16 protein-coding genes, 1 tRNA gene and 1 pseudogene are annotated in these 22,204 nt (G+C 42.9%); 7 read left to right on the top strand and 11 right to left on the bottom strand.

Features of this window, described 5'->3' with window-relative positions; translation table 11 throughout:
* The first annotated feature begins 7 nt into the window (after positions 1-7).
* Positions 8-1,504 carry an aldehyde dehydrogenase PuuC gene (gene puuC / locus ENGE1_RS02300; RefSeq protein WP_048252795.1) on the top strand — a complete coding sequence of 499 codons (1,497 nt, stop codon included), beginning with the start codon at positions 8-10 and terminating at the stop codon, positions 1,502-1,504.
* The gene (locus tag ENGE1_RS02295; protein ID WP_048252794.1) at positions 1,497-2,777 is read left to right on the top strand and encodes an NAD(P)/FAD-dependent oxidoreductase; all 1,281 of its coding nucleotides are present in this window, start codon (positions 1,497-1,499) and stop codon (positions 2,775-2,777) included. The genes puuC and ENGE1_RS02295 overlap by 8 nt, the downstream gene beginning before the upstream one ends.
* Before the next feature lie 32 nt (positions 2,778-2,809).
* Here ENGE1_RS02295 and ENGE1_RS02290 read toward each other — a convergent pair whose 3' ends face one another.
* Positions 2,810-4,234 (bottom strand): EmmdR/YeeO family multidrug/toxin efflux MATE transporter, encoded by a 1,425-nt coding sequence (locus ENGE1_RS02290; protein WP_043083039.1) that lies wholly within the window; start codon positions 4,232-4,234, stop codon positions 2,810-2,812.
* Positions 4,231-4,422: a DUF5951 family protein gene (locus tag ENGE1_RS29445; RefSeq protein WP_406947154.1), complete on the bottom strand. Its 192-nt coding sequence runs from the start codon at positions 4,420-4,422 to the stop codon at positions 4,231-4,233. Before ENGE1_RS29445 ends, ENGE1_RS02290 begins: the two co-directional genes overlap by 4 nt.
* Before the next feature lie 5 nt (positions 4,423-4,427).
* On the opposite strand from ENGE1_RS29445, the gene ENGE1_RS02285 reads away from it, so the two are divergent.
* From ENGE1_RS02285 to ENGE1_RS02270, 4 genes and pseudogenes are all read left to right on the top strand, one after another.
* Positions 4,428-4,503 (top strand) — tRNA-Asn (locus tag ENGE1_RS02285).
* A 180-nt stretch (positions 4,504-4,683) separates the two neighbouring features.
* Positions 4,684-5,982, top strand: coding sequence for a tyrosine-type recombinase/integrase (locus ENGE1_RS02280; protein ID WP_048287113.1), 1,299 nt, complete (start codon positions 4,684-4,686; stop codon positions 5,980-5,982).
* Positions 5,983-6,133: 151 nt separating this feature from the next.
* Positions 6,134-8,031, top strand: a pseudogene (locus ENGE1_RS02275) (site-specific DNA-methyltransferase).
* Between the two features lie 9 nt (positions 8,032-8,040).
* Positions 8,041-11,001, top strand: coding sequence for a type III restriction-modification system endonuclease (locus tag ENGE1_RS02270; RefSeq protein ID WP_064360526.1), 2,961 nt, complete (start codon positions 8,041-8,043; stop codon positions 10,999-11,001).
* 367 nt (positions 11,002-11,368) lie between these two features.
* Here ENGE1_RS02270 and ENGE1_RS27860 read toward each other — a convergent pair whose 3' ends face one another.
* The 7 genes from ENGE1_RS27860 to ENGE1_RS02240 all read right to left on the bottom strand — a co-directional run bounded on the left by ENGE1_RS27860 (position 11,369) and on the right by ENGE1_RS02240 (position 18,310).
* Positions 11,369-13,024, bottom strand: coding sequence for a type II secretion system protein (locus ENGE1_RS27860; RefSeq protein ID WP_081214694.1), 1,656 nt, complete (start codon positions 13,022-13,024; stop codon positions 11,369-11,371).
* A 139-nt stretch (positions 13,025-13,163) separates the two neighbouring features.
* A complete protein-coding gene (locus ENGE1_RS02260) occupies positions 13,164-13,733 on the bottom strand; it encodes a type 4 pilus major pilin (protein ID WP_048272964.1) in 570 nt (189 codons plus the stop codon).
* Between the two features lie 396 nt (positions 13,734-14,129).
* Complete coding sequence (locus ENGE1_RS26590; RefSeq protein WP_048272963.1) at positions 14,130-14,723, bottom strand: type 4 pilus major pilin; 594 nt, start codon at positions 14,721-14,723, stop codon at positions 14,130-14,132.
* A gap of 339 nt (positions 14,724-15,062) precedes the next feature.
* Positions 15,063-15,386 carry a conjugal transfer protein TraD gene (locus tag ENGE1_RS02255; RefSeq protein ID WP_048272962.1) on the bottom strand — a complete coding sequence of 108 codons (324 nt, stop codon included), beginning with the start codon at positions 15,384-15,386 and terminating at the stop codon, positions 15,063-15,065.
* A gap of 83 nt (positions 15,387-15,469) precedes the next feature.
* Positions 15,470-15,985, bottom strand: coding sequence for a hypothetical protein (locus tag ENGE1_RS02250; RefSeq protein ID WP_064360525.1), 516 nt, complete (start codon positions 15,983-15,985; stop codon positions 15,470-15,472).
* 26 nt (positions 15,986-16,011) lie between these two features.
* Positions 16,012-16,326 (bottom strand): hypothetical protein, encoded by a 315-nt coding sequence (locus ENGE1_RS02245; protein WP_064360524.1) that lies wholly within the window; start codon positions 16,324-16,326, stop codon positions 16,012-16,014.
* A 1,357-nt stretch (positions 16,327-17,683) separates the two neighbouring features.
* Entirely contained in the window at positions 17,684-18,310 is a 627-nt protein-coding gene (locus tag ENGE1_RS02240) for a hypothetical protein (protein WP_073971293.1), read from the bottom strand.
* 940 nt (positions 18,311-19,250) lie between these two features.
* Here ENGE1_RS02240 and mobQ point away from each other — a divergent pair.
* A complete protein-coding gene (gene mobQ, locus ENGE1_RS26585) occupies positions 19,251-20,753 on the top strand; it encodes a MobQ family relaxase (protein WP_073971292.1) in 1,503 nt (500 codons plus the stop codon).
* 76 nt (positions 20,754-20,829) lie between these two features.
* On the opposite strand, the gene ENGE1_RS02230 is transcribed toward mobQ, so the two are convergent.
* Positions 20,830-21,930 carry a reverse transcriptase family protein gene (locus ENGE1_RS02230; RefSeq protein WP_000549476.1) on the bottom strand — a complete coding sequence of 367 codons (1,101 nt, stop codon included), beginning with the start codon at positions 21,928-21,930 and terminating at the stop codon, positions 20,830-20,832.
* Positions 21,923-22,204 (bottom strand): helix-turn-helix domain-containing protein, encoded by a 282-nt coding sequence (locus tag ENGE1_RS26580; RefSeq protein ID WP_000884144.1) that lies wholly within the window; start codon positions 22,202-22,204, stop codon positions 21,923-21,925. Before ENGE1_RS26580 ends, ENGE1_RS02230 begins: the two co-directional genes overlap by 8 nt.

Raw genomic sequence — 22,204 nt, 5'->3', positions numbered from 1 at the left:
AGTCAGCATGGAATTTGGTTCACTGAGCGGCTGGCAGGAAAAAGCCGCCGCCCTGCAGCCGGAAGCGCGGCTGTTTATCAACGGCGAATACGGCCCCGCCGCGGACGGCGCCACCTTCGTCACGGAAGATCCGTGGGCGCAGCGCCCGCTGGCGCAGGTTGCGCGCGGGAAAAAGGCCGACGTCGACCGCGCGGTCAGCGCCGCGAAGGCGGTCTTCGAGCGCGGCGACTGGTCCCGGGCAGCGCCCGCGGCGCGCAAAGCGGTGCTCAACCGGCTGGCGGAGTTAATGGAGCAGCATCACGAGGCGCTGGCGCTGCTGGAGACGCTTGATACCGGCAAGCCCATCCGCCACAGCCTGCGTGATGATATTCCGGGCGCGGCGCGCGCTATCCGCTGGTACGCCGAGGCCATCGATAAAGTGTACGGCGAAGTCGCCGCCACCGATGAGGGCGCGCTGGCGATGATCGTCCGCGAACCGGTGGGCGTGGTGGCCGCCGTAGTGCCGTGGAACTTTCCGCTGCTGCTGACCTGCTGGAAGCTGGGCCCGGCGCTGGCGGCCGGCAACAGCGTGGTGCTGAAGCCCTCGGAGAAGTCGCCGCTGAGCGCCATCTACCTTGCGGGGCTGGCGAAGGAGGCCGGGCTGCCGGACGGCGTGCTCAACGTGGTGCCCGGCTTCGGCCACGAGGCGGGCCAGGCGCTCTCCCTGCACCCTGACGTCGACGTGATGACCTTTACCGGCTCGACCCGCACCGGCAAGCAGCTGCTGAAGGATGCGGGCGAGAGCAATATGAAGCGCGTCTGGCTGGAGGCGGGCGGCAAGAGCGCCAATATCGTCTTCGCCGACTGCCCGGACCTGGCGAAAGCCGCGTCCGCCGCCGCCGCGGGGATCTTTTATAACCAGGGCCAGGTGTGCATCGCCGGCACCCGCCTGCTGGTGGAGGAGAGCATCACCGATGACTTCATTGCCCTGCTGAAGGCGGAGGCCGCCAGATGGCAGCCGGGCAATCCGCTCGATCCCGCCACCGCGATGGGGACGCTGATCGACAGCGGCCACGCCGACGGCGTGCAGGGCTTTATCGCCGAGGGCGCGCGGCAGGGTACGCTGCTGCTGGACGGCCGCGGTGCCGGGCATCCGGCCGCCGTCGGGCCGACGCTGCTGGTGGACGTGGCGGCGGAGGCCCGCGTCGGGCGCGAGGAGATTTTCGGCCCGGTGCTGGTCATTACCCGCTTTCAGACCGAAGCGCAGGCCCTGGCGCTTGCCAACGATAGCGACTACGGCCTCGGCGCCGCCGTCTGGACCCGCGATCTCTCCCGGGCGCACCGCATGAGCCGCCGCCTGAAGGCCGGTTCGGTGTTTGTGAACAACTATAACGACGGCGACATGACCGTGCCGTTCGGCGGCTATAAGCAGAGCGGCAACGGGCGCGATAAGTCCCTGCACGCGCTGGATAAATTTAGCGAACTGAAAACCATCTGGATTGCCCTGGAGACTGACCATGACTGAACATACCGGCAGCTATTATGCCGCCAGCGCCAATAAGCACGATCCGTTCCCGACGCTCAGCGAGTCGCTCACCTGCGACGTCTGCATCGTCGGCGGCGGCTATACCGGCCTCTCCTCTGCCCTGCACCTGGCCGAACAGGGCTACGACGTGGTGGTACTGGAGGCGGCGCGCATCGGCTTCGGCGCCAGCGGCCGCAACGGCGGTCAGTTGGTTAACTCTTACAGCCGGGATATCGACGTCATTGAACGCACCTACGGCGCGGACGCCGCGAAGATGCTCGGCAGCATGATGTTTGAAGGCGCGGAGATCATCCGCGAGCGCATCAGGCGCTATCAGATAGCCTGCGACTACCGGCCCGGCGGCCTGTTTGTCGCCATGAACCACCGGCAGCTGGAGACCCTGGAGGAGCAGAAGGCCAACTGGGAACGCTACGGCAATACTCAACTGGCGCTTCTGGACGCTAATGAACTCAGGCGGGAGGTGAACAGCGACCGCTACGTCGGCGGCCTGCTGGACCGCAGCGGCGGTCATATTCATCCCCTCAACCTGGCGCTGGGCGAGGCGGAGGCGATCCGCCTCAACGGCGGGCGGGTGTACGAACAGTCGCCGGTGACCAATATCGCCCACACCAACCCGGCGGTGGTCACCACCGAGAAGGGCCAGGTGACCGCCCGCTACGTTATCGTCGCGGGCAATGCCTACCTCGGCGATAAGCTGGAGCCGTTGCTGGCGAAGCGCAGTATGCCCTGCGGCACTCAGGTGGTCGCCACCGCGCCGCTCGGCGACGAGGTTGCCCGCTCGCTGCTGCCGAATAACTACTGCGTCGAGGACTGCAACTATCTGCTGGACTACTACCGGCTGACCGCCGATAACCGCCTGCTGTACGGCGGCGGCGTGGTCTACGGCGCGCGGGATCCGGACGATATCGAGCGGCTGGTAGTGCCCAACCTGCTCAAAACCTTCCCGCAGCTGAAGGGGGTGAAGATTGACTACCGCTGGACCGGCAACTTCCTGCTGACGCTTTCACGGATGCCGCAGTTCGGCCGGCTGGAGAACAATATCTACTACATGCAGGGCTACAGCGGCCACGGCGTGACCTGTACCCACCTGGCGGGGAAACTCATCTCCGAGCTGCTGCGCGGCGACGCCGAGCGCTTCGACGCCTTCGCGAAGCTGCCGCACTACCCCTTCCCCGGCGGCCGCACGCTGCGCATTCCGTTTACCGCCATGGGCGCGGCCTACTACAGCCTGCGCGATCGCCTCGGCGTGTAGCGCGCCCGCGTGCAGGGTTTCCCTGCACGCGTTTACGCTTTCTTCACTCTGGGATACTTCCACAGCCAGCGGCCGCTGACCATCCGCCAGTAGAAGCAGATCCCGCGCACCGCCCAGTCGGCGAACATCCCCAGCCAGACGCCGACCACGCCCATGCCGAGCACGATCCCGAGCAGATAGCCGAGCACCACGCGCGCGCCCCACATGCTGAACATCGACACCCACATGGCGAAGCGGGCGTCGCGGGCGCCCTTGAGCCCTGCCGGCAGCACCCAGGAGGCGGCCCAGATGGGCATAAAGGCGGCGTTAAGCCACAGCAGGATCTTCACCACGTCCTTGACGTTTTCGTCGTGGGTATAGAAGGAGGCAAACAGCCCGGCCAGCGGCGCCGTGCCCCAGGCGATGGCCGTGAGCATAATGGTGGCGAGCCAGAACACGTGGCGCAGCTGCAGCTCGGCCTGGCCTATCTGCCCTTTGCCCAGCCGCTTGCCGGTGATAATGGTCGACGCCGCGCCCAGGGCGTTGCCCGGCAGGTTAATCAGCGACGCCACCGAAAAGGCGATAAAGTTGCCGGCGATCACCTCGGTGCCCATCCCGGCGACGAACATCTGGGTCAGCAGCTTGCCGCCGTTGAACAGCACCGATTCGATGCTGGCGGGAATGCCGATGCCCATCACCTCCCAGATGATGGCGAAGTTCAGCGGCCGGAAGTAGCTTTTGAGGGTGATCCGCAGCGCGGGATTAAAGCCGACCGCCAGCACCGCAACGATCGCAATCGCGCCGATATAGCGCGAGATAGTCAGGCCCAGCCCGGCGCCGACGAAGCCCAGCCCGCCCCAGGAGAAGACGCCGTAAATCAGGATGCTGCTGATGATGATGTTGAGGATGTTCATGCCGCCGTTGATCAGCAGCGGAATTTTGGTATTCCCCGCCCCGCGCAGCGCGCCGCTGCCGATAAGGGCAATCGCCGCCGCCGGATAGCTGAGCACCGTCAGCTCCAGATAGGTCAGCGCCAGCGCCTTGACGTGGGGCGTGGCGGCCCCGGCCACCACCTCGATGATTTCACGGCCAAAGAGATGAATTACCGCCGCCAGCACGATCGAGAACAGGGTCATGATAACCAGCGACTGGCGCGCCGCCGCCCTTGCCCGCCGCCGCTCGCGGCGGCCAAAGCTGAAGGCCACCACCACGGTGGTCCCGAGGTCGATGGCGGCAAAAAAGGCCATGATCACCATGTTAAAGCTGTCGGCGAGGCCGACGCCCGCCATCGCATCCGCGCCCAGCCAGCTCACCAGGAAGGTGCTGAGCACCCCCATCAGCAGGACGCAGGTGTTTTCCAGAAAAATGGGGACGGCAAGCGGAGTGATTTCACGCCAGAAGAGAACACGATAGCTTTTACGGTTCTGAAACCAGGTCGTGCGGGTGACGGCCTGACGCACTGCGCCGATGACGTTCAAGAATTGACCTTATGGGGGAAAGTGAAACTTCGTTTTAAATGATGGGGGAGAAACGGCAAACCTGCAATGTGGATTTCACCGAAAAGTGTAGCAAATAACAACGGATTGTTGACGAATGCAGCAGTTGTTGCAGGCGACGTAAAATCAGGTTTGACAAAAGATTTTTCGCCGCTAACATATGCCCCCACACGATTCCTCTGTAGTTCAGTCGGTAGAACGGCGGACTGTTAATCCGTATGTCACTGGTTCGAGTCCAGTCAGAGGAGCCATTTTCAAGAAAGCAGACGTTCACTAACGTCTGCTTTCTGCATTTCTATCAATTGGTTATCCCCTCTCAGTCGTTCACCCTCGTTCACTAAAAACCACTCGAAGCCATATCATTTTGATGGTAAAAATGTTGGTAATGCTGGTTCGATTTCCCTTTTACCAACAAACGAGGGGATGTTTTCATGTCACTGACTGATATTAAAGCAAAAAATGCAAAACCCCTTGAGAAGGAATACAAGCTTACTGATGGCTTTGGTATGTTCCTTCGTGTTACCCCTAAAGGTTCGAAATACTGGCAAATGGCTTACCGCTTCGAAGGGAAACAAAAACTCTTCTCTATTGGTGTTTACCCTGCAGTTTCTCTTTCTGACGCAAGACAACGCCGTGACGAGGCCAGAAGGCTTCTGGCTCAGGGTATTGACCCTAATGCAAAGAAACAGGCAGAGGTTAAAGAGCTTAAAGCCAAACGTGATAATACACGCTCCTTCAGAACAGTAGCCAAAGCGTGGTTCTCCACGAAAACAAAATGGTCTGATGATTATGGTGATGCCGTATGGAAGCGCCTTGAAACTTATGTCTTCCCGGTAATCGGTGACAAAGATGTTGCCGAACTGGATACGGGTGATCTGCTGGTTCCGGTGAAAAAAGTTGAGGCTCTTGGTTATCTTGAAGTTGCCATGCGCATTCAACAATACATTACGGCAATCCTGCGTCATGCCGTCCAGCAAAAGCTGATACGCCATAACCCAGCCTATGATATGGAAGGTGCAGTTCAGAAACCACAAACTGAACACCGCCCTGCACTTGAGCTGGAAGAAATACCCCAGCTACTGAACAAAATTGCCGAATACAAAGGCCGCAGGTTAACCATACTGGCAATACAGCTCAATCTGATGATTTTCATTCGTTCCAGTGAGCTTCGTTTCGCTCGCTGGTCTGAAATTGATTTCAAAAGTAAGTTATGGGTGATACCCGAACAGCGTGAAGCAATTGAAAACGTCAAACATTCGACTCGTGGTGCCAAAATGAAGCGTAAGCACTTCGTTCCCCTTTGTAAGCAAGCTATGAGGATACTAAAAGAGATCCGACAACTGACTTATGAAGAAGGCCATGATGATGGATTAATCTTCACTGGCTGTTATGACTCGTTTAAACCCATGAGTGAAAACACCATCAACAAAGCCCTGCGTAATATGGGATATAACACGAAGCAGGACATCTGTGGACACGGTTTCCGCACTCTGGCCTGTAGTGCCTTAATTGAGTCCGGGCTATGGTCAGAAGACGCTGTAGAGCTTCAAATGAGCCATAAGGAAAGCAACAGCGTCCGTGCTGCTTATACCCACAAGGCAAAACATCTTGAGCAGCGTCGCCTGATGCTCCAATGGTGGGCTGACTACCTTGATGCAAGCAGAAACGGTATGGTAAGGCCGTTTGAATTTGCCACAGATGCTCGTTTTGGGTTAGAAAACCAAGCCTAACCGCTTGATAACAAATCACATAGCAGCATGTAACCCTTTGTTTTGAATATATTTGAATAGCCATCATTGGTTGATGGCTATGACTTCATGCCGTAAAATGCTTACCAATTTCGGACACTGCTTTCCCGTGACCTCATGATGGATACTTTTTATGAAAAAAATAACTTCTGATATGCCAGAACTACAATCAATGAATATCACTGAAGATAATATTAGCAAACTTAAGTCATTGTTTCCTGAAGCATTTAATGAAGGAAGCATCGATTTCGATGTTTTAAAGCAGCTTTTAGGTGAGAATGTAGACGAAAAAGAAGAGCGCTATGGCCTGAACTGGCATGGTAAACGTCAGGCTCGCCAGCTTGCTCTAACCCCATCTCGTGGCACCTTACGCCCGTGTAAAGCTGAAAGTGTTGATTGGGATAACACCCAAAATATTATGATCGAAGGTGATAACCTTGAAGTGTTAAAGCTCCTTCAAAAAAGCTACGCCGGAAAAGTAAAGCTTATTTACATCGATCCGCCTTATAACACCGGGAAAGATTTTGTTTATCCTGATAACTTCCAAGATAACATTAAAAATTATCTTGAGATCACAGGGCAAACAGAAGAGGGTTCTCGACGCAGCACGAATACCGAAACCAGTGGTCGCTATCACACCGATTGGTTAAATATGATGTATCCACGTTTGAAACTTGCTAAGAATCTTTTAAGAAAAGATGGCGTTATCGCAGTTAATGTCGATGATATCGAATCAGACAATGTTAAGAAGATGTGTAGTGAAATCTTTGGCGAGGAAAATTTCATTGCCAACATTGTATGGCAGTCGAAAGATACCCCGGGGAATGACTCTATATCTATAGCTCAAACCCACAATCACCTTTTTTTGTATCATAATGGTCAGTTGTCTCTTAATCTTTTAGATAGAAATGAAAAGCAATTATCTAATTACAAAAATCCAGACAATGACCCACGAGGTGTATGGTTAGCAACACCGTTAACAAGAAGCGAATTTCGTGAGAGAGATTATTATCCTTTGATTAACCCAATGGGTAAATCTATTTATCCACCAGATGGAACATGCTGGCGTCGCCCAAAAGATATATTAAGTGAGTTACAGGAAGAAGATAGAATATGGTGGGGGAAAAGTGGGGATTCCAACTTCCCTATGGAAAAAAATTCCTTTCTGAAACTAAATCAGGTGTGGTAAACCAAACTTGGTGGCCTTATGACTTTGCAGGTAGCACTAGAAACGCCAATGCGGAAATCAAATCGCTATTTGATGGAGTCAAAGTATTTGATACACCTAAACCAACCAAGCTTATAGTAAGACTAATAAGCATGATCACAAATAAGGACTCGCTTGTGATGGACTTCTTCGCTGGTTCGGGAACTACAGGACATGCAGTTTACCTTAAGAATAAAGAAGACGGAGGGAATAGAAACTATATTCTAATTCAGCTCCCTGAAATGATTTCGCCAGATAATAAAGAACAAAAAACACTGGCTGAATTCTGTACTAATAACGGACTTAATTTAAAAATTTCAGAGCTAACCAAAGAACGCCTGCGTCGTGCAGGTAAAAAAGTTCGTGAAGACAATCCAGAATGGAATGGTGATGTCGGTTTTCGTGTGTTTAAACTTGATACATCTAATATTCGTCCGTGGGAAGCCTCCGCCGAAACACTTTCACAACAGCTTGATGCTTATGTAAGCCCAATCCTTGAAGGTCGTAGTGAAGAAGACTTGCTGACTGAACTGATGCTTAAGCGTGGTATTGATCTGAGTGTAAACGTTGAAACCCGTCAGTTTGATGAATTAACTGTTTCTTGTGTTGATGGTGGCAAATTGTTTACATGCTTTGCTAAACAAATCCCTGCATCTTCAGTAGAAGAACTGACCAAGGGGATTATCGACTGGCATAAGAGTTTGAAGGCTGGCAAAGATACTGTCTGCTATTTCCTTGATGACGCATTTGAAAATAATATTGCTAAAACTAATCTTTGCGCCATTCTGGAACAACACGGCCTGACTAACCTGCATAGCCTTTAAGGGATTGAGATGAAACTACATTTTGAATCTGACCTTAAATATCAGGAAAACGCTATAAAATCGGTATGCGATTTGTTTGAAGGTCAGGAGAAATGGGAAAGCGAAATGACTGTGCTGGCCCCAGCTCAGGGGGCACTCTCATTTGAAGGCGCAACAGGTTCAATGCCTGTTAACCCACAAATACCCGAAGATGATGTACTGCTTAAAAATCTGAACAATGTTCAGTTAAAAAACCAGCTTCCACCTTCACCTGTGCTCGACAGCCATGATTTTACTGTCGAGATGGAAACAGGGACAGGTAAAACGTATGTTTATCTTCGCACCATGCTTGAGTTGAATAAACGCTATGGCATGAGCAAATTTATCATCGTAGTTCCTTCCGTTGCCATCAAGGAAGGCGTTTATAAAACACTACAAATCACTGAAGAACATTTTAAAAGCCTGTATGCGGGTACTCCATATCAATACTACCTGTATGACTCAGCAAAACCTGCGGATGTGCGAAATTTTGCTACCAGCTCTGTTATGCAGATCATGGTAATGACGGTTGGTGCGATTAACAAAAAAGACGTTAACAAGCTATACCAGCCCAGTGAAAAAACGACCGTTGACGATATGGATAAACCAATCGATCTGATACGTGCTACACGTCCAATTATTATTGTCGACGAACCGCAAAGTGTGGATGGCGGCTTAAACGGTGCGGGTAAAACCGCTCTGGATGCTATGCACCCAATGTTCACCATACGCTATTCAGCGACACATGTGCATAAACATCATATGGTGTATCGCCTCGATGCCATTGATGCCTATAATCAAAAACTGGTCAAACAGATCGAAGTTGCCGGGCTTGAAGTCCAGAATGCAAGCAACAGCCCCTATGTAAAACTGGTCAGTATTAACAGTAAGAAAAATAACATTAACGCGACTGTTATTGTTGATTTAGCCGATAAAAAAGGGATCGTGAATCGGTCAGAGATTACCGTGTATGACGGTACGACACTTGATGACGAAACGGGGCGTGATATTTATCAGGGATACAGGATAAGCGAAATCAGAACAGGTAAGGAAGGTTATCTTACACTGGATACGCCTTCTAATACATATTATATGAAAGTAGGTGATGTCGTGGGTGATATTGACCCGATGCTCATCCAGCGTCATATGATTAGGCGTACAATTCGCGAACATCTTGATAAAGAACTTCGCCTGAATTCTCAGCAAATCAAGGTTCTCACCCTGTTCTTCATTGATAAGGTTGATTTCTATCGCCAAACTAATGAAGAAGGACTTCGTGAACCGGGTGAATATGCTCGTATCTTTGAAGAAGAATATCTAAAAGCGATCAAAAGCCCCGCATATAAAGATTTTCTCCCTTCTCATCCAGAACATGCTAAAGACGTTCATGATGGTTATTTCTCCATTGATAAAAAAGGTGGATGGGCTGAAACAACCGAAAGCAATAATGCAGGCCGCGAAAATGCGGAACGCGGTTATAACCTCATCATGAAAAATAAAGAGAAGCTTTTGAGTTTCTCGAATCCGGTGAAGTTTATTTTTTCACACTCTGCTTTAAAAGAAGGCTGGGATAACCCCAATGTATTCCAGATCTGTAGCCTTCGAGAGATGGGAAGTGAACGAGAACGTCGTCAAACATTAGGGCGTGGTCTTCGCCTGTGTGTTAACCAAGAGGGTGAACGTGTTCGTGATGACAGCATTAACATTCTGACTGTCGTTGCCAGTGAAAATTATGAAGCCTATGCCGAACGACTACAGAGCGAAATTGAGAACGAAACAGGCATCCGTTTTGGTATCATCGAAAAAGATGCGTTTGCCCATCTGATCTTCTCTGATTCCTCACAAGCTGTGGGTATCGCCGGTTCACATGAGATTTGGGCTGAACTACAGACCGAAGGTTATCTGGAAAAATCGGGGAAAATCACAAAAGCCCTGAAAAACGTGTTATTCGAAGACACTTTTGTTGTTAGTGAGAAGTATGCCTCACTACAGGAACAAATTGAAACTATCCTGCGTAAATCAGCAGGGCGACTCAATATAAACAATGCTGATGAGCGTAAAACAATCAAATACCGGAAAGAAGTCTTAAGCAGCCCGGAATTCGAAGCGTTATGGCAGCGCATTTGTCAAAAAACGCTGTACCGACTGGCATTTGACGAAGAGAAATTGATTAAATCCTGTACGAAATCACTTTCTGAAATGCAGCCTGTAGCAAAAGCAATGGTCAGTTTCAGCAAAGCAACAATCAAACAAAGTCAATCTGGACTTGGTGTCAAAGCTCAGTCTAATGGGACAACAAGCGCTGTAATTGATGTTGCAGAGCAGCCATTGCCAGATATTCTTGGTGTTCTACAGGAAAAAACCGGACTGACAAGACGCAGTTTAAGCACCATCCTGAAAGAGAGTGGAAGACTCGCTGATTTTGCTAAAAATCCACAGCAGTTTATCAGTGAAGCTATAGGCCGAATCAACTACTGCAAACGCCTGTCAATTGTTGATGGTATTAAATATTATCCACTAAAAGGAGAGGTGTATGCGCAAAGTCTCTTTATGGATAAAGAGCTAACAGGATATGCCCGTAATCTTTTTGAAACCTCGTCTAAGTCAGTTTACGAATATGTTCCTAGAGATTCTGAAGTCGAAGGCCGTTTCGCTCAGGAACTCGAAGAACAGGATGAAGTTAAGCTTTATGTGAAGCTTCCCGGTTGGTTTAAAATCCCCACGCCGCTGGGAACCTACAATCCTGACTGGGCCTTAGTTATTGAAGAGTATGGCGAAGAACATATTTACTTTGTTGTAGAGACAAAAAGCAAACACATTGGTCTTGGTAATGAAGAAGATGCGAAAATTACTTGTGGTAAAGCTCATTTTATCTCACTCAAAAAACAGATGAATAATCCTGCGAGATATATGCTATCTACAACCATAAATGATGTGTTAAGCAGTATATAAAATGGAAAAGGGCCTTACGGCCCTTTCCTTTTCCCTTGAAGGGAACTCTCCATTGGAGAGAATACATATCCCCATACTTGGGGCAACGCAATCAGCCCATTGGGCTGTAAACTACTCCCCATATGTGGGGCAATCAGACACTTCATGAAGTGAATATTCTCAAGAAACCCTTATTAAATAAAATATTAAATGCAGATTGTCAAATATATTTTGATATTTATTAAAAATATATTTACTATCACCAATCACAAATAAACTCAATCCCCCATAAATAATTAGAGGTTCAAACCAAGCTCTTCACGTTTTATCTCTCTTATACCGCATATTATAAAAAACACACATCATTTCCTATTAAAACATTATAAAATTAATATCCAATAGCATACCACATGGTTCCATAAGCACTACTTTGACCGTTTGATATCCAAACCGAACTATTATTAATTGAGCTGACGTTTACATAAGGAACATTTTTAGCGTTCCCACTTAAGGACGTATTGAGTGCAGTTAAAGAAACATTTGAACAAGCATTTGGGAATGCTATCGGGAAAGTAATATATGAGTTTCCGCCCTGATTATTCCACGTTTGTCCCCATTGTAAAACAGTACCATCAAATAGTGTCATATAACATCCATTGGCATTACACTGCCTGCCTGTTCCTGTGCTCTTTTTCCACAGGCCATCCTTACAGTAAAGAATTTCACCAGATCCATCTCGCCCGATAAGACCATTTGGAGAGCATCCCCACCCGACATTGGCCTGACCATTAATATAAACATATTCTCCTGCGTTAACCCTTTTATCAGCATCAATATTACCATTAGAATGAATATAGTTTGAGTTGAGGTTTCCTGATGCCCATACATACTGGCTGTTTACTTGATGACCTACATTTACGTCATTACCTGCAGAAATATTTCTGGAAGCACTCATATCACCACTGCTATTCATGTAAGCATTGACGCTTCCTCCATTTCCTGCTCCTACAGTGCCAGCAGCATAGACATCATATGTTCTTATACCTCCAGCCCAGCCAGAAGGGAGATCATTAGGATCAAGGCTGTTAGTAGCAAGCCTTTGCTGTATTTTCGTGTTCTTATAAACATTTAATACCGTTGTATAATCTGCAGCATTGGGTGAAAAAATAGATAACGGTCTGCCACCATTACTCAATCTTATTTCATAATCATTACCAGCAGCATCACCACCAAAAGCAATGGCATCTCCATAGCCATTACGAGCTATAACCTCTTTAGCTGCTGTTATAGTCCCACCAGAAGTTATACTGTTGCCAAAACTCCCTGTTCCTGACGCCGCTATGTTTTTAGCGTTATATATATCATTCGCTCCCATATTGAGGCCCCCGGTCATAGGGAGTGTACCATCACGGCGGAGATAGATTGAATACATTGCTGAATTGTATCCTACCCTGTAGCCTAACAGACCTGCTTTAGATATTGATGAATAGCTGGATGATAAATAACTCCAGCTACCATTATAACCATCCAACTGACTGTTGGATTTCGTCATACCACTATCGATACCACCGGCCTGCATCGCTTTACCCAACAGGTCATAACGGATTTTAGCACCTTCTGACCACGGTAAGTTAGTTATTACAATTCCATCAATAACATAATTTGGGGAAATACCAGCACGTTTTAACTGGATAGAGTAATCAGACCCAAAGCTATTTTTAGCAACATAAGTTGAAGGTAGCAGCCCTTCGTTTATCAACGTCTGGTAAGTAATAGTACAGAGTGATGTCGCTGTTGAACATATCCTTGGTCCCGGATCGGTTCCATTCCCTGCCGCATTAGATAACACAGAGAGTTTATCATAGCGTATATTAATATATCCATTTACAGCCTCACCTAACTGCCTTATTTGCTGTCCTGCAGCCGAGGCTTTCAAGTTTTCCTGTTCATGTATCATATCCTGAAATTTAAGAAATGCCATTAAAGTTCCTATTCCTAAAACAAGAGTAAGTTCTAACAGGGAAAAGCCTTTTGTCGTTTTCATGATTAATTTCCTTTATCGTTAACTATATAACAATTAACAAAACCCAAAAAATATTCAAGACGTTAAGCTATAAATATTATTAAATAAAAAGCCGTCCGGTTATACTCACAGAACGGCTCTAAGAACGTGAAAAAATAAATTATATTGACGTGAATATCAATGTATTATCATTCCCACCTGTTTGACATTGTGTTGCAGTTTTTGTGACATCTAATACCTCACCAGCAGCTTTAACATTGCCTGCTGTTCCTACACCAGCCGTATAGAAATTACCGGCTGCTGCAGTGATAATCTTGGTACACTCTGCGGCAGGAACGTTTTCATAGGTAATGGTGAAAGAAGATCCTTTAGCTTTTGATGGACCAGTACTATCTTCTTTGACTAATACATTACCTTTAAACGCATTAACAGGTTTTGCTTCCGTGCCAGACCCTACTAACATATTATCCGGAAATATCTTAGCCTGAACGGCTACAGAGTTCGTTAATCCAGTAAAACTAGAGGATGCTGTATATAGAGATTTAACACCCGCTTGAATTGTTGCTATGTTATTACTTTCAGCCTGTGCACGTTGAGAAGCCTGTACTTTAGGATAAACTATAAAAGCTGCTACTACCAAAGCTGCGATGATACCAAGAACAAGTAATAGCTCTAAAAGTGAGAAACCCTTTTGACTTTTTATGTTTTTAATTAATACTGTTTTTTTCATTTCCTCTATATCTCCTCGGTTAATTGGAAAGATATAAAACAAATAGTAAATATAAAAATAAAAGCAATGATAAAATAATCTTATATATGATATTACCGATAAACGGATTACCTTTGATGAAATAAAAAGGTCGGGAACAAAAATATAATTAATTAATAAATAATAACGTTAAATTTAATTTAATAAAAATTGATTTTGCAATCATATTCTTGATTAACATCTCACATCCCATGTTCTATTAAGTTTTTCGACCTTTTATGCTTGCCAAAAACAACCATCCATTTTATATATTATTATTATCCGGGATGGAAGCGGCATCTAAAAATAGCTGAACCTTTTCTGATTCGGTATAAAATTGACAAACAAAAAATAGTTTTATAGATAAGTGGACGCTACTCAGAGAGATAAAAATGATATTTGATTATTCAAATTTCCTGCAGAACAGACTGAAGCTGTTAAAACCACATCGATATCACCACCATTGTTTTTGACTAGCGTGCCTGAGTTTTTGTCTACTATCCCTTTTACATTTGATACGTAGATATTGAAAAAAGTACTTCCAACTGAGGTTATGAGCCTTGTACAAACGTTAGCTGGAACGTCTGAATAAGTAATAGTGAAAGAAGAATTAGATGCGCCTGATGGACTGATATTGTTGGCATCAACGACAACATAGCCCCCCCAAGAAGACATTCCCCATGTAATATTTTTAGTCAGCATGTCATCTGGGAAAAATTGAGCTGGTATTGAAACTGCCGTTGTAGAAAGCCCACGATAGTCGGGTTGTCCAGCATAGGCGCTCTTTACAGATGCATAAATTTGCCCTATATGCTTTGCTTCAATATCTACATACCTTGAATCTCGTACTTTTGGATAAACTATAAAAGCTGCTACTACCAAAGCTGCGATGATACCAAGAACAAGTAATAGCTCTAAAAGTGAGAAACCTTTTTTACTTTTTATGTTTTTAATTAATACTGTTTTTTCCATTTCCTCTATATCTCCTCGGTTAATTGGAAAGATATAAAACAAATAATAAATGTGAAAATTAAATGCAATGATAAAAATAATCTTATATGTAACATTACCGATGAACGGATTACTTAACAGAAAATAAAAAGACCGAGTTCACTCTCGGTCTCTTTATCGGGAGGATACTCCCATGACTTTATTAAATACCACCACAGCTTACAAGATATGAATATGGAGTTATTCATCTGTGATGATAAAATTAAAATATAATTAATAAATAACAATGTCAAATTTAATTTAATGAAAAATTGATTCAGCATTCATATTCTTTATTTACACCGGGCATTCCATATTCTATTAAGTTTTTCGACCTTTCATACTTGCCAGAAACAACAGCCCATTTTTTTTAAATCTTTTTTTATCATCTGGATGTAGATGCGGTATCTCTAGTAGCATACCTAAAACAAGTTCTTTATCAACTGTAAAAACATCACAATCAAGAGCTTTGGCAACTTCCGCACCTAAAATTATTTTCTGACGTGTTTCAATCTGCTTGGTTTCTTGCTTAGACTGATGTTGTAAACGATTAAGACGCATCTGAGCAGATGCTAATTGCTGTTCCAGTGTCTTTTTTATTCGTGGTTTCTTTCTGGTTTGTTCTTTATCTGAAATATCACTCATTTTCTATCCTCTTATAGTTCCATGATACATATATATTTCTTATAAATATGTTAGTCAATGAGGATATTTGAAAAATTGGATTATTATTTCTTTTTATACGATGGGAACTTTTCTTTTAAAATGTTAAAACAGTTGATAACATTTTCATATTCTACTGAAAAATGCTCTACACTCCTTTTCAGGAGATCATTGGCGATATCAACGATAAATTGACTTTTTTCACTATGATTATAGACAGTAAATACATCAGCTATCCAGTGATAGCAGCAAAGCGTCAACAAAATACAATAGTCTTGATATTCTTTAATTCCTGATAAAAAAGTATATCCGTTATAATCTACTTGCCTTGTTCTTCTATAGTATTGTCTAAGCGTGGGTTTCATTATTATTAAATTGTTTTTAACTATATCATAGTGAATGTCATCCTGAACGTAGTCGTTTTTAAGAAAGAAGTTATTGCTATGAACATATAAAGCATAGGCAATCGTTTCAGTAGAGATTCCATATTTCTCGCATAGAGCCGTTGAGACAACAGGATTGTTTTCTATATGTCTTATAAACTCACTTTCCTTCAAGTTTTTTGTTTTAGTTTTCTTCATATATTTCTCACCATTATTATATCCGATTAACGACGGAAGGTTTCTGGTCTTTTCCACTCAAACACTACGGCATGACGTTCTTTGTCTCTTTCTTTTTTTATTTCTTCTGCTCTACGCTGAGAACGGATCTGTTCACGCGCTATACATAATACTTTCCTACGTTCCTCTGATGTTAATTTTTTTCCTTTAACTTTAGTAGCCGTATGAACAGCATCATCAAGAAATCTCTTTTCCGTTAATGACACTCTCTGTAATCTTCCAGCACGGTGTTTTCTTTCGTTTTTTAATTTACCTGAAGTATTATCGATAAAATCTTCTGCCACTTGTGTTTTATTGTCCACTACATCCTCCTTGTTTTTCATAATATATTATATCAATACAATTAAAACAAAAAAAACTCAAATTATTTCATGCGCTTTATTTAATTCATAGTTGTACTTACCTTTCGTTAGTGCCTTGATGAAATGGCACCTACCTACTAATATTTTTCACTACTTTTTTAAATTAATTTTTTGTACTAGTAGTACTAGAATTTTATTAGATTAGGTTCTGGGGTTTTAGATGGCGACTTTCAGTCGTAGTAGTTTTCCGGAGGAAAACTTAGTTTTTCTAGAGCTTCGCCTCTCCTAATCCGCGCATGAAAATTTCAAAATAGTTTTAATATTTGTTATTTTTATACCCGTAATAGAACAAGGCGCTTCTCATGCTATGGCTTAGAGTTGCAATACGTTTCCATATTGCGACACCCTTCTGCACTCCCATAGTCAACATCATAACTTTAAAAACATTTCTCGTTTTACTAAAGAAATTACACTGCTGTTTTTATAAGCCTTAGATGTGCGCTTCGAGTTGATGTTACGCAGACTCCCCGCTTTGGCATCGACAATAACCTTGAGAATGAATCAAACACTTTCGCTCCTACCTTCTCAGACCCGTACAATCAGGTTTAACGTTATTGCTTTCGAGAACTAAAATGTTTTTGGAAATGGTATTTGAAAGGCTTGTAAAAAGTTGAGATTTAGATTTGACAAATATGAAAAGATTATTTAATACTTTATTATATTTGTAATCACGTTCCGTTTAACTGATTACAAGGCTTCAAAAGTCGGCAAAACTTTTTTAGTCCTTAAAAAGTCAACTTTGAAAGTTGGCTTTTTTTGTATCTTCATTTTATTTACAACACCACATTTCATTTGTCAAATAAAACAACCTTGTTTAATTAAAGATGAGGAGACAAGATAATAATACAACTCTTTTATTTTCTATGCGTTGTTTTATCATATATACTTTAAAACGCTCTGTATGCGATTTTAAGACGCTGGTTTAAGAGCTTTAGTATTTACGTTGATTTTAAGATATGACCGTAAACTGTGCATGTATAAGCCTACAATCGATGTTTACAGCCTGTGTTTCACGAAGATGAACTAAAACACCAATAACAGAATGAAGAAGCCATAATGCCCTACTTTTCCATACTTGATTACTGCTACTTCACTGTTCTATGTGTCATGAATTCATTATACCTCTTCCAGCAACATGACATCTTTCGTCTAGTGGAAAACATGAACTTTGATATCAACCTCACCTTATAATATAAGATGAAATATTTATGTGATATGTTGTATTGACAGTAAGAACATACACCTTTCTTTTTGTTATCCCCTCTCCATGAAAACAAAATTAAATCAGATTAAATGCTTACCGCCATAGCTCATTTAAAAGCTTCGTAAAATCAAAACACTCATCAATCTCATTGTTACACATAGCATAGGTTAAATACTTTTGTGTATTGCTTACATTATGTTTGAAACACAACTTTTTAAACACTTTGATTGATTGTTCTGTTATATATTCTAGCTCCCAAGGCTCTGTAATGATTTTTCCTTCTTCTTTATCTAAATGATGTAAGCTAAACAACTTATTAAGGGCGTTATCTTTAATCTCTGATACTATGCTGTTGAAGTTTTGTATCTCAAGATCGATATAATCATAAAAGATAAAATGTGTTCCATCAGGATCAGCACCATCTCTGGTATTCACAGCACAATGTTTATTTAGAAACCAGTCAATAAAAAGATAAACATCATTATCAACAAATCCAATTTTGCAGATAGAGTCATTCAGTTCTGTTTTCGTCTTATCTAATAAAGTTAAATAAGCGTCTTTAACACATTTACCTGACTCTTCTTTTAGAGTTAAAGAGAAAGACTGTTCTTTTAGTTTGTTAATCTCCCACTTTAACTTTCTGGTTATAGAATAAAGTTTATCGTATACCGCCTCCGCTTGTTTTAAGTTGTCTTTGTTATACATGGTTATTGTTCTCATAATCCTCTCCTTTTTAATACAAATAATATAATACAGAATTTACTCGCTATGCCTTTGCTTTTGATGCTTATATATTTGATATAGTTTGACTTAATTCTGATTTTTTAATGTTCTTATATGTTTCAATGGCATCTGCCAATGTTTTTATTTCACGCATACGAAATACAACAGATAAAAATCAATAGCAGCACTTAGTGATTGCCGCAAGCAATCACATTGCTGAAACAGGGCAAGGCCCTGTTAATGATAGTCAGTTTCAAATTTGGTTTTTTATCAGTTTGGCATAAAGCATGGTCAGACCAGTTTAAAAATCAAAAATAGGATAATGAAAAATTGAATAATCGTACACTTGTGCGCTAGCGCACACTAACATTTTAAGCGATTCTCTCCACGTTACTTAATTTTTCTCGTTAGAGTTTTTCTTTTTATTTGTTATATTTTTATTATAATTTTCATGCCTAACCTGTGAATTGTGCAACACGGAAAAAATCTGTTATTTTCACTGTTTTATCTAAATTTCACTTTCCCGCCTACGGCGGGAGACTAATTTAACTACTTTTGCCCTTACGGGCGCTCTCTAAAACCATAGTCATTAAGATTTGTGTAATACCTCAGCCGTTCATCCGATTCTAGCCCTGTAAATTTCACAGCCTATAAAACTAGAGTTATTATTTAAGTATAGAAAAACTTTAAACATTGTCGTTATTTTTAGCTCCGTTAGGAGATATAAAAATAAAGCAATGCCCACCTATACACTCACTTCGTGAGCGTGTGGGGTCTACCGACGGTTGCCTGCCGCAGGCTAACACCGTTTCCTTCGGAAACAAGGTCAACGTCAACACCAGAGTTTTTCTTTCGAAAAACTAAAACCAGCATAGTCGCATTGGAGAGTTATATTTTTGTTTGATATTTAAATTTATATTGAGGTTGTTTTTATTGTATGGCTATTTTTCATCTTGATTTTAAAATTGTGAAACGTTCAGAAGGCAGGTCTTCCGTTGCGAAGGCTGCCTATCATGCTCGTACACGTATAACAGATGAAAGAACAGGTGATACGTATGATTACAGTCGCCGTACTGATTTATATGGGCATTTCATATTAGCTCCAGCTAACGCACCAGAAAACATCGTAAAAGACTCTATAGCATTGTGGAATGAAGTTGAAAGAGTTGAGCGCCAGAACAATGGTCAAACATCCCGTTATTTCGATGTTGCTATTCCTGCCGAGTTAAACAATGACGACAAGAAAAGACTTGTCCTTGAGTATTGTCAGAAAAATTTCGTTGATAAAGGCATGATTGCTGACATCGCTTTTCATGATCTGGATAGTGATAATCCTCATGCTCACGTTATGTTGACCTTAAAAACCATAGGCCCGGAAGGTTTTGGTAAAAAAGAAAGAAGCTGGAATGACAGAAAAATGTCTATTTTTTGGCGTGAATCATGGGCATCTATGGCGAACAGCTTCCTTGCTGCTGCTGGTTCGTCAGAACGTATTGATCATCGTTCCCTTCAGGCCCAGCATGAAGAAGCATTAGAAAAAGCGGCGGTTGCTCTGGATAATGAAGAAAAAGCACTATGGCTTGCCAAAGCCGCTGAAACAAACCGTCCTCCAATGAAGCGTATCCACAGTGCCAAATGGCGTAGTAAAGCAGCTCAAGAGCAAAGAGCCGCAGAACAGGCTGTTCGTGATGCTACCAAGCAAGAAGCCGTTGAAGTCTACAAAACATTCAGTGAGCTTGATCTTGAAATCATCGTTGATGTCAGAAGCTTTACGATTACACATCTTGCTGAACCAGAAGAGATTGTATTACCAAAAACAAGCTCCAGTTCTTCTGCCAATGAAACGCAAAGACCTGTACTTGTAGCACCACCTCCTCATACTCGTATGCGTGGCGTTAAATCCTATCGTGATAAATCCAAAGTCAGTAAGGTTGTTGCTGGTAAGAAACCATCGGTCAGTATTTCTGATTATGAAACAAATACTATTTTGAAAACATCCTCCTCTCAAGCCCTAAACAGGGCATCCAGAAGCGCCCCTGAACGTGTTAAGAGGAAACAGACTACTCCACGTCAGGATAATATTTTTAAACGCTTCACAACTCTTGTCATAGATTTTTTCAAGCAGAAGTTTGTATGGGCTAAAGCAAACAAATCCCAAAATGATCTTATCAGTGAAGAACATGATAAACGTATTGCTGAAAACTATGTCTTTGATGAGGTATTAGGCCGTCATATCTCTCGCACTGAATATGAGAAAAAATCCAAGTTTAACCAAGATGATTATAAACCAACACCGGATGAGATCAACCGTTTCCCAAGTCGTCAGAATAGCGAGCACAACAATGCCAATAGGGACATGGTTCTCAATCCGTCGATACATGAAAACAAAAAAAACAATTCACCACAACTGAGACCATCCAGTTATCGTGTTAATAAATAATTTTATTACACATTAATCGTAATCCGTAATAAATCGATGACAATCCAGTATGATTTACCCGTAACTTCTCAATCAGTTAGTTATTAATTTTACATTTACATGTTTTATATTCAACATCCAAAATAGCAGAAACACTTTTAGATGTATACCCTAATGGTTTTAACTTTGAATATAACGATCTTAATTTCCTGATATCTTTAACCTTTCTCATTTTCCTGATTGATTTTATTGCCTCCTTTTTATCAACACCAGCTACTAACTGATTAGCTTGTTTTATATACTCTGCATGATTCTTATCACCTTGCTGCTTTAATGTATTTATTAATCCTCTAATTTTAAAATACAACGTAAGGACATCCATAACACTTTCTTTTTCAATCACTTTTTTCTTCAAATTAAAAAGACACACCCTTATATTATCTTTTCTTTTTTGTGTTGGTCTAAGCTCTTTGATTACTTTTACACCATGTACAATTTTAGACTGACCATTCCTCAAAACCCTTGATTTCTTCCTATTTAATCTAACCCCACTTTTGAGCGCCATTGACAATATCATTAATTTTATTTTTGAAATATCATCATTATTAACTTCAGATTCGAAACTAATAGTTATGTCATCGACATATCTCGTGTAAATTCCACCTAATTTTCTAACTTCCTCACTGAGGAGAGCCTCTTCTTCTAAAAATATTAAGTTGGCAATGTCAGTACTTAACTTAGTCCCTTGAACAAGTGAGCCTTCAAGTGTTGACAGATTCGCTATTAATAACGAAACTTCAGGAGAGAAGTTCATGTAATATTGAAAAGCTTTAGCTATCAGATCTTCTTTTATAGAAGGAAAGAAATCCTTCATATCTTCTTGAATGATAATTGACTTATTAAGATGGGATTTACAATCATCAATATAGCTGACTCCTTTCCTACCTCCAGTAATATACTCTGGGAGTGATATCTTAGAAAAAATACGCTGTTTAATAAGCTCATGTACCTTTAATAATTCACCAACCACTTTATACGTCGTTCTTTTTTTACCTTTTCTTATTACCGGCACCGTTTTGAAATATTTTCTTTTGTTTTTTAAAAGATAAGTGAGCCTCTCTTCATTTGTTTCCAGCATTTTGAATAGAGACTCTAAATTAGCAAGTGGTTTATTTGAATAATTCCAATTTTTATGCATTAACTAATGTATCCATTATAGTTTTTTTGAGCATATTATTGATGTCAGAAAACTCATCATTTGTCTCTTCACTTTCAGAAAGAAGGATGATTATATTTAGAGGGATATGTAGCGCTAATGATATTCTTTCTAACGCTGTAATAGTAGGATCTCTTTGATTGTTCTCTATACGAGATAGATAAGATTTCGTTAAATCCGTTCTATCTGAAAGTTCTTGTAAGGTGAGCTTACGTGCTTCACGGCATAGTTTAATGGTTGAACCAATATCTAACAT

This window comes from Pluralibacter gergoviae ATCC 33028 = NBRC 105706 (assembly GCF_001598855.1).
In the GTDB taxonomy this organism is placed as follows: Bacteria; Pseudomonadota; Gammaproteobacteria; order Enterobacterales; family Enterobacteriaceae; genus Pluralibacter; species Pluralibacter gergoviae.
This window is presented reverse-complemented; position numbering and strand designations above follow the sequence as displayed.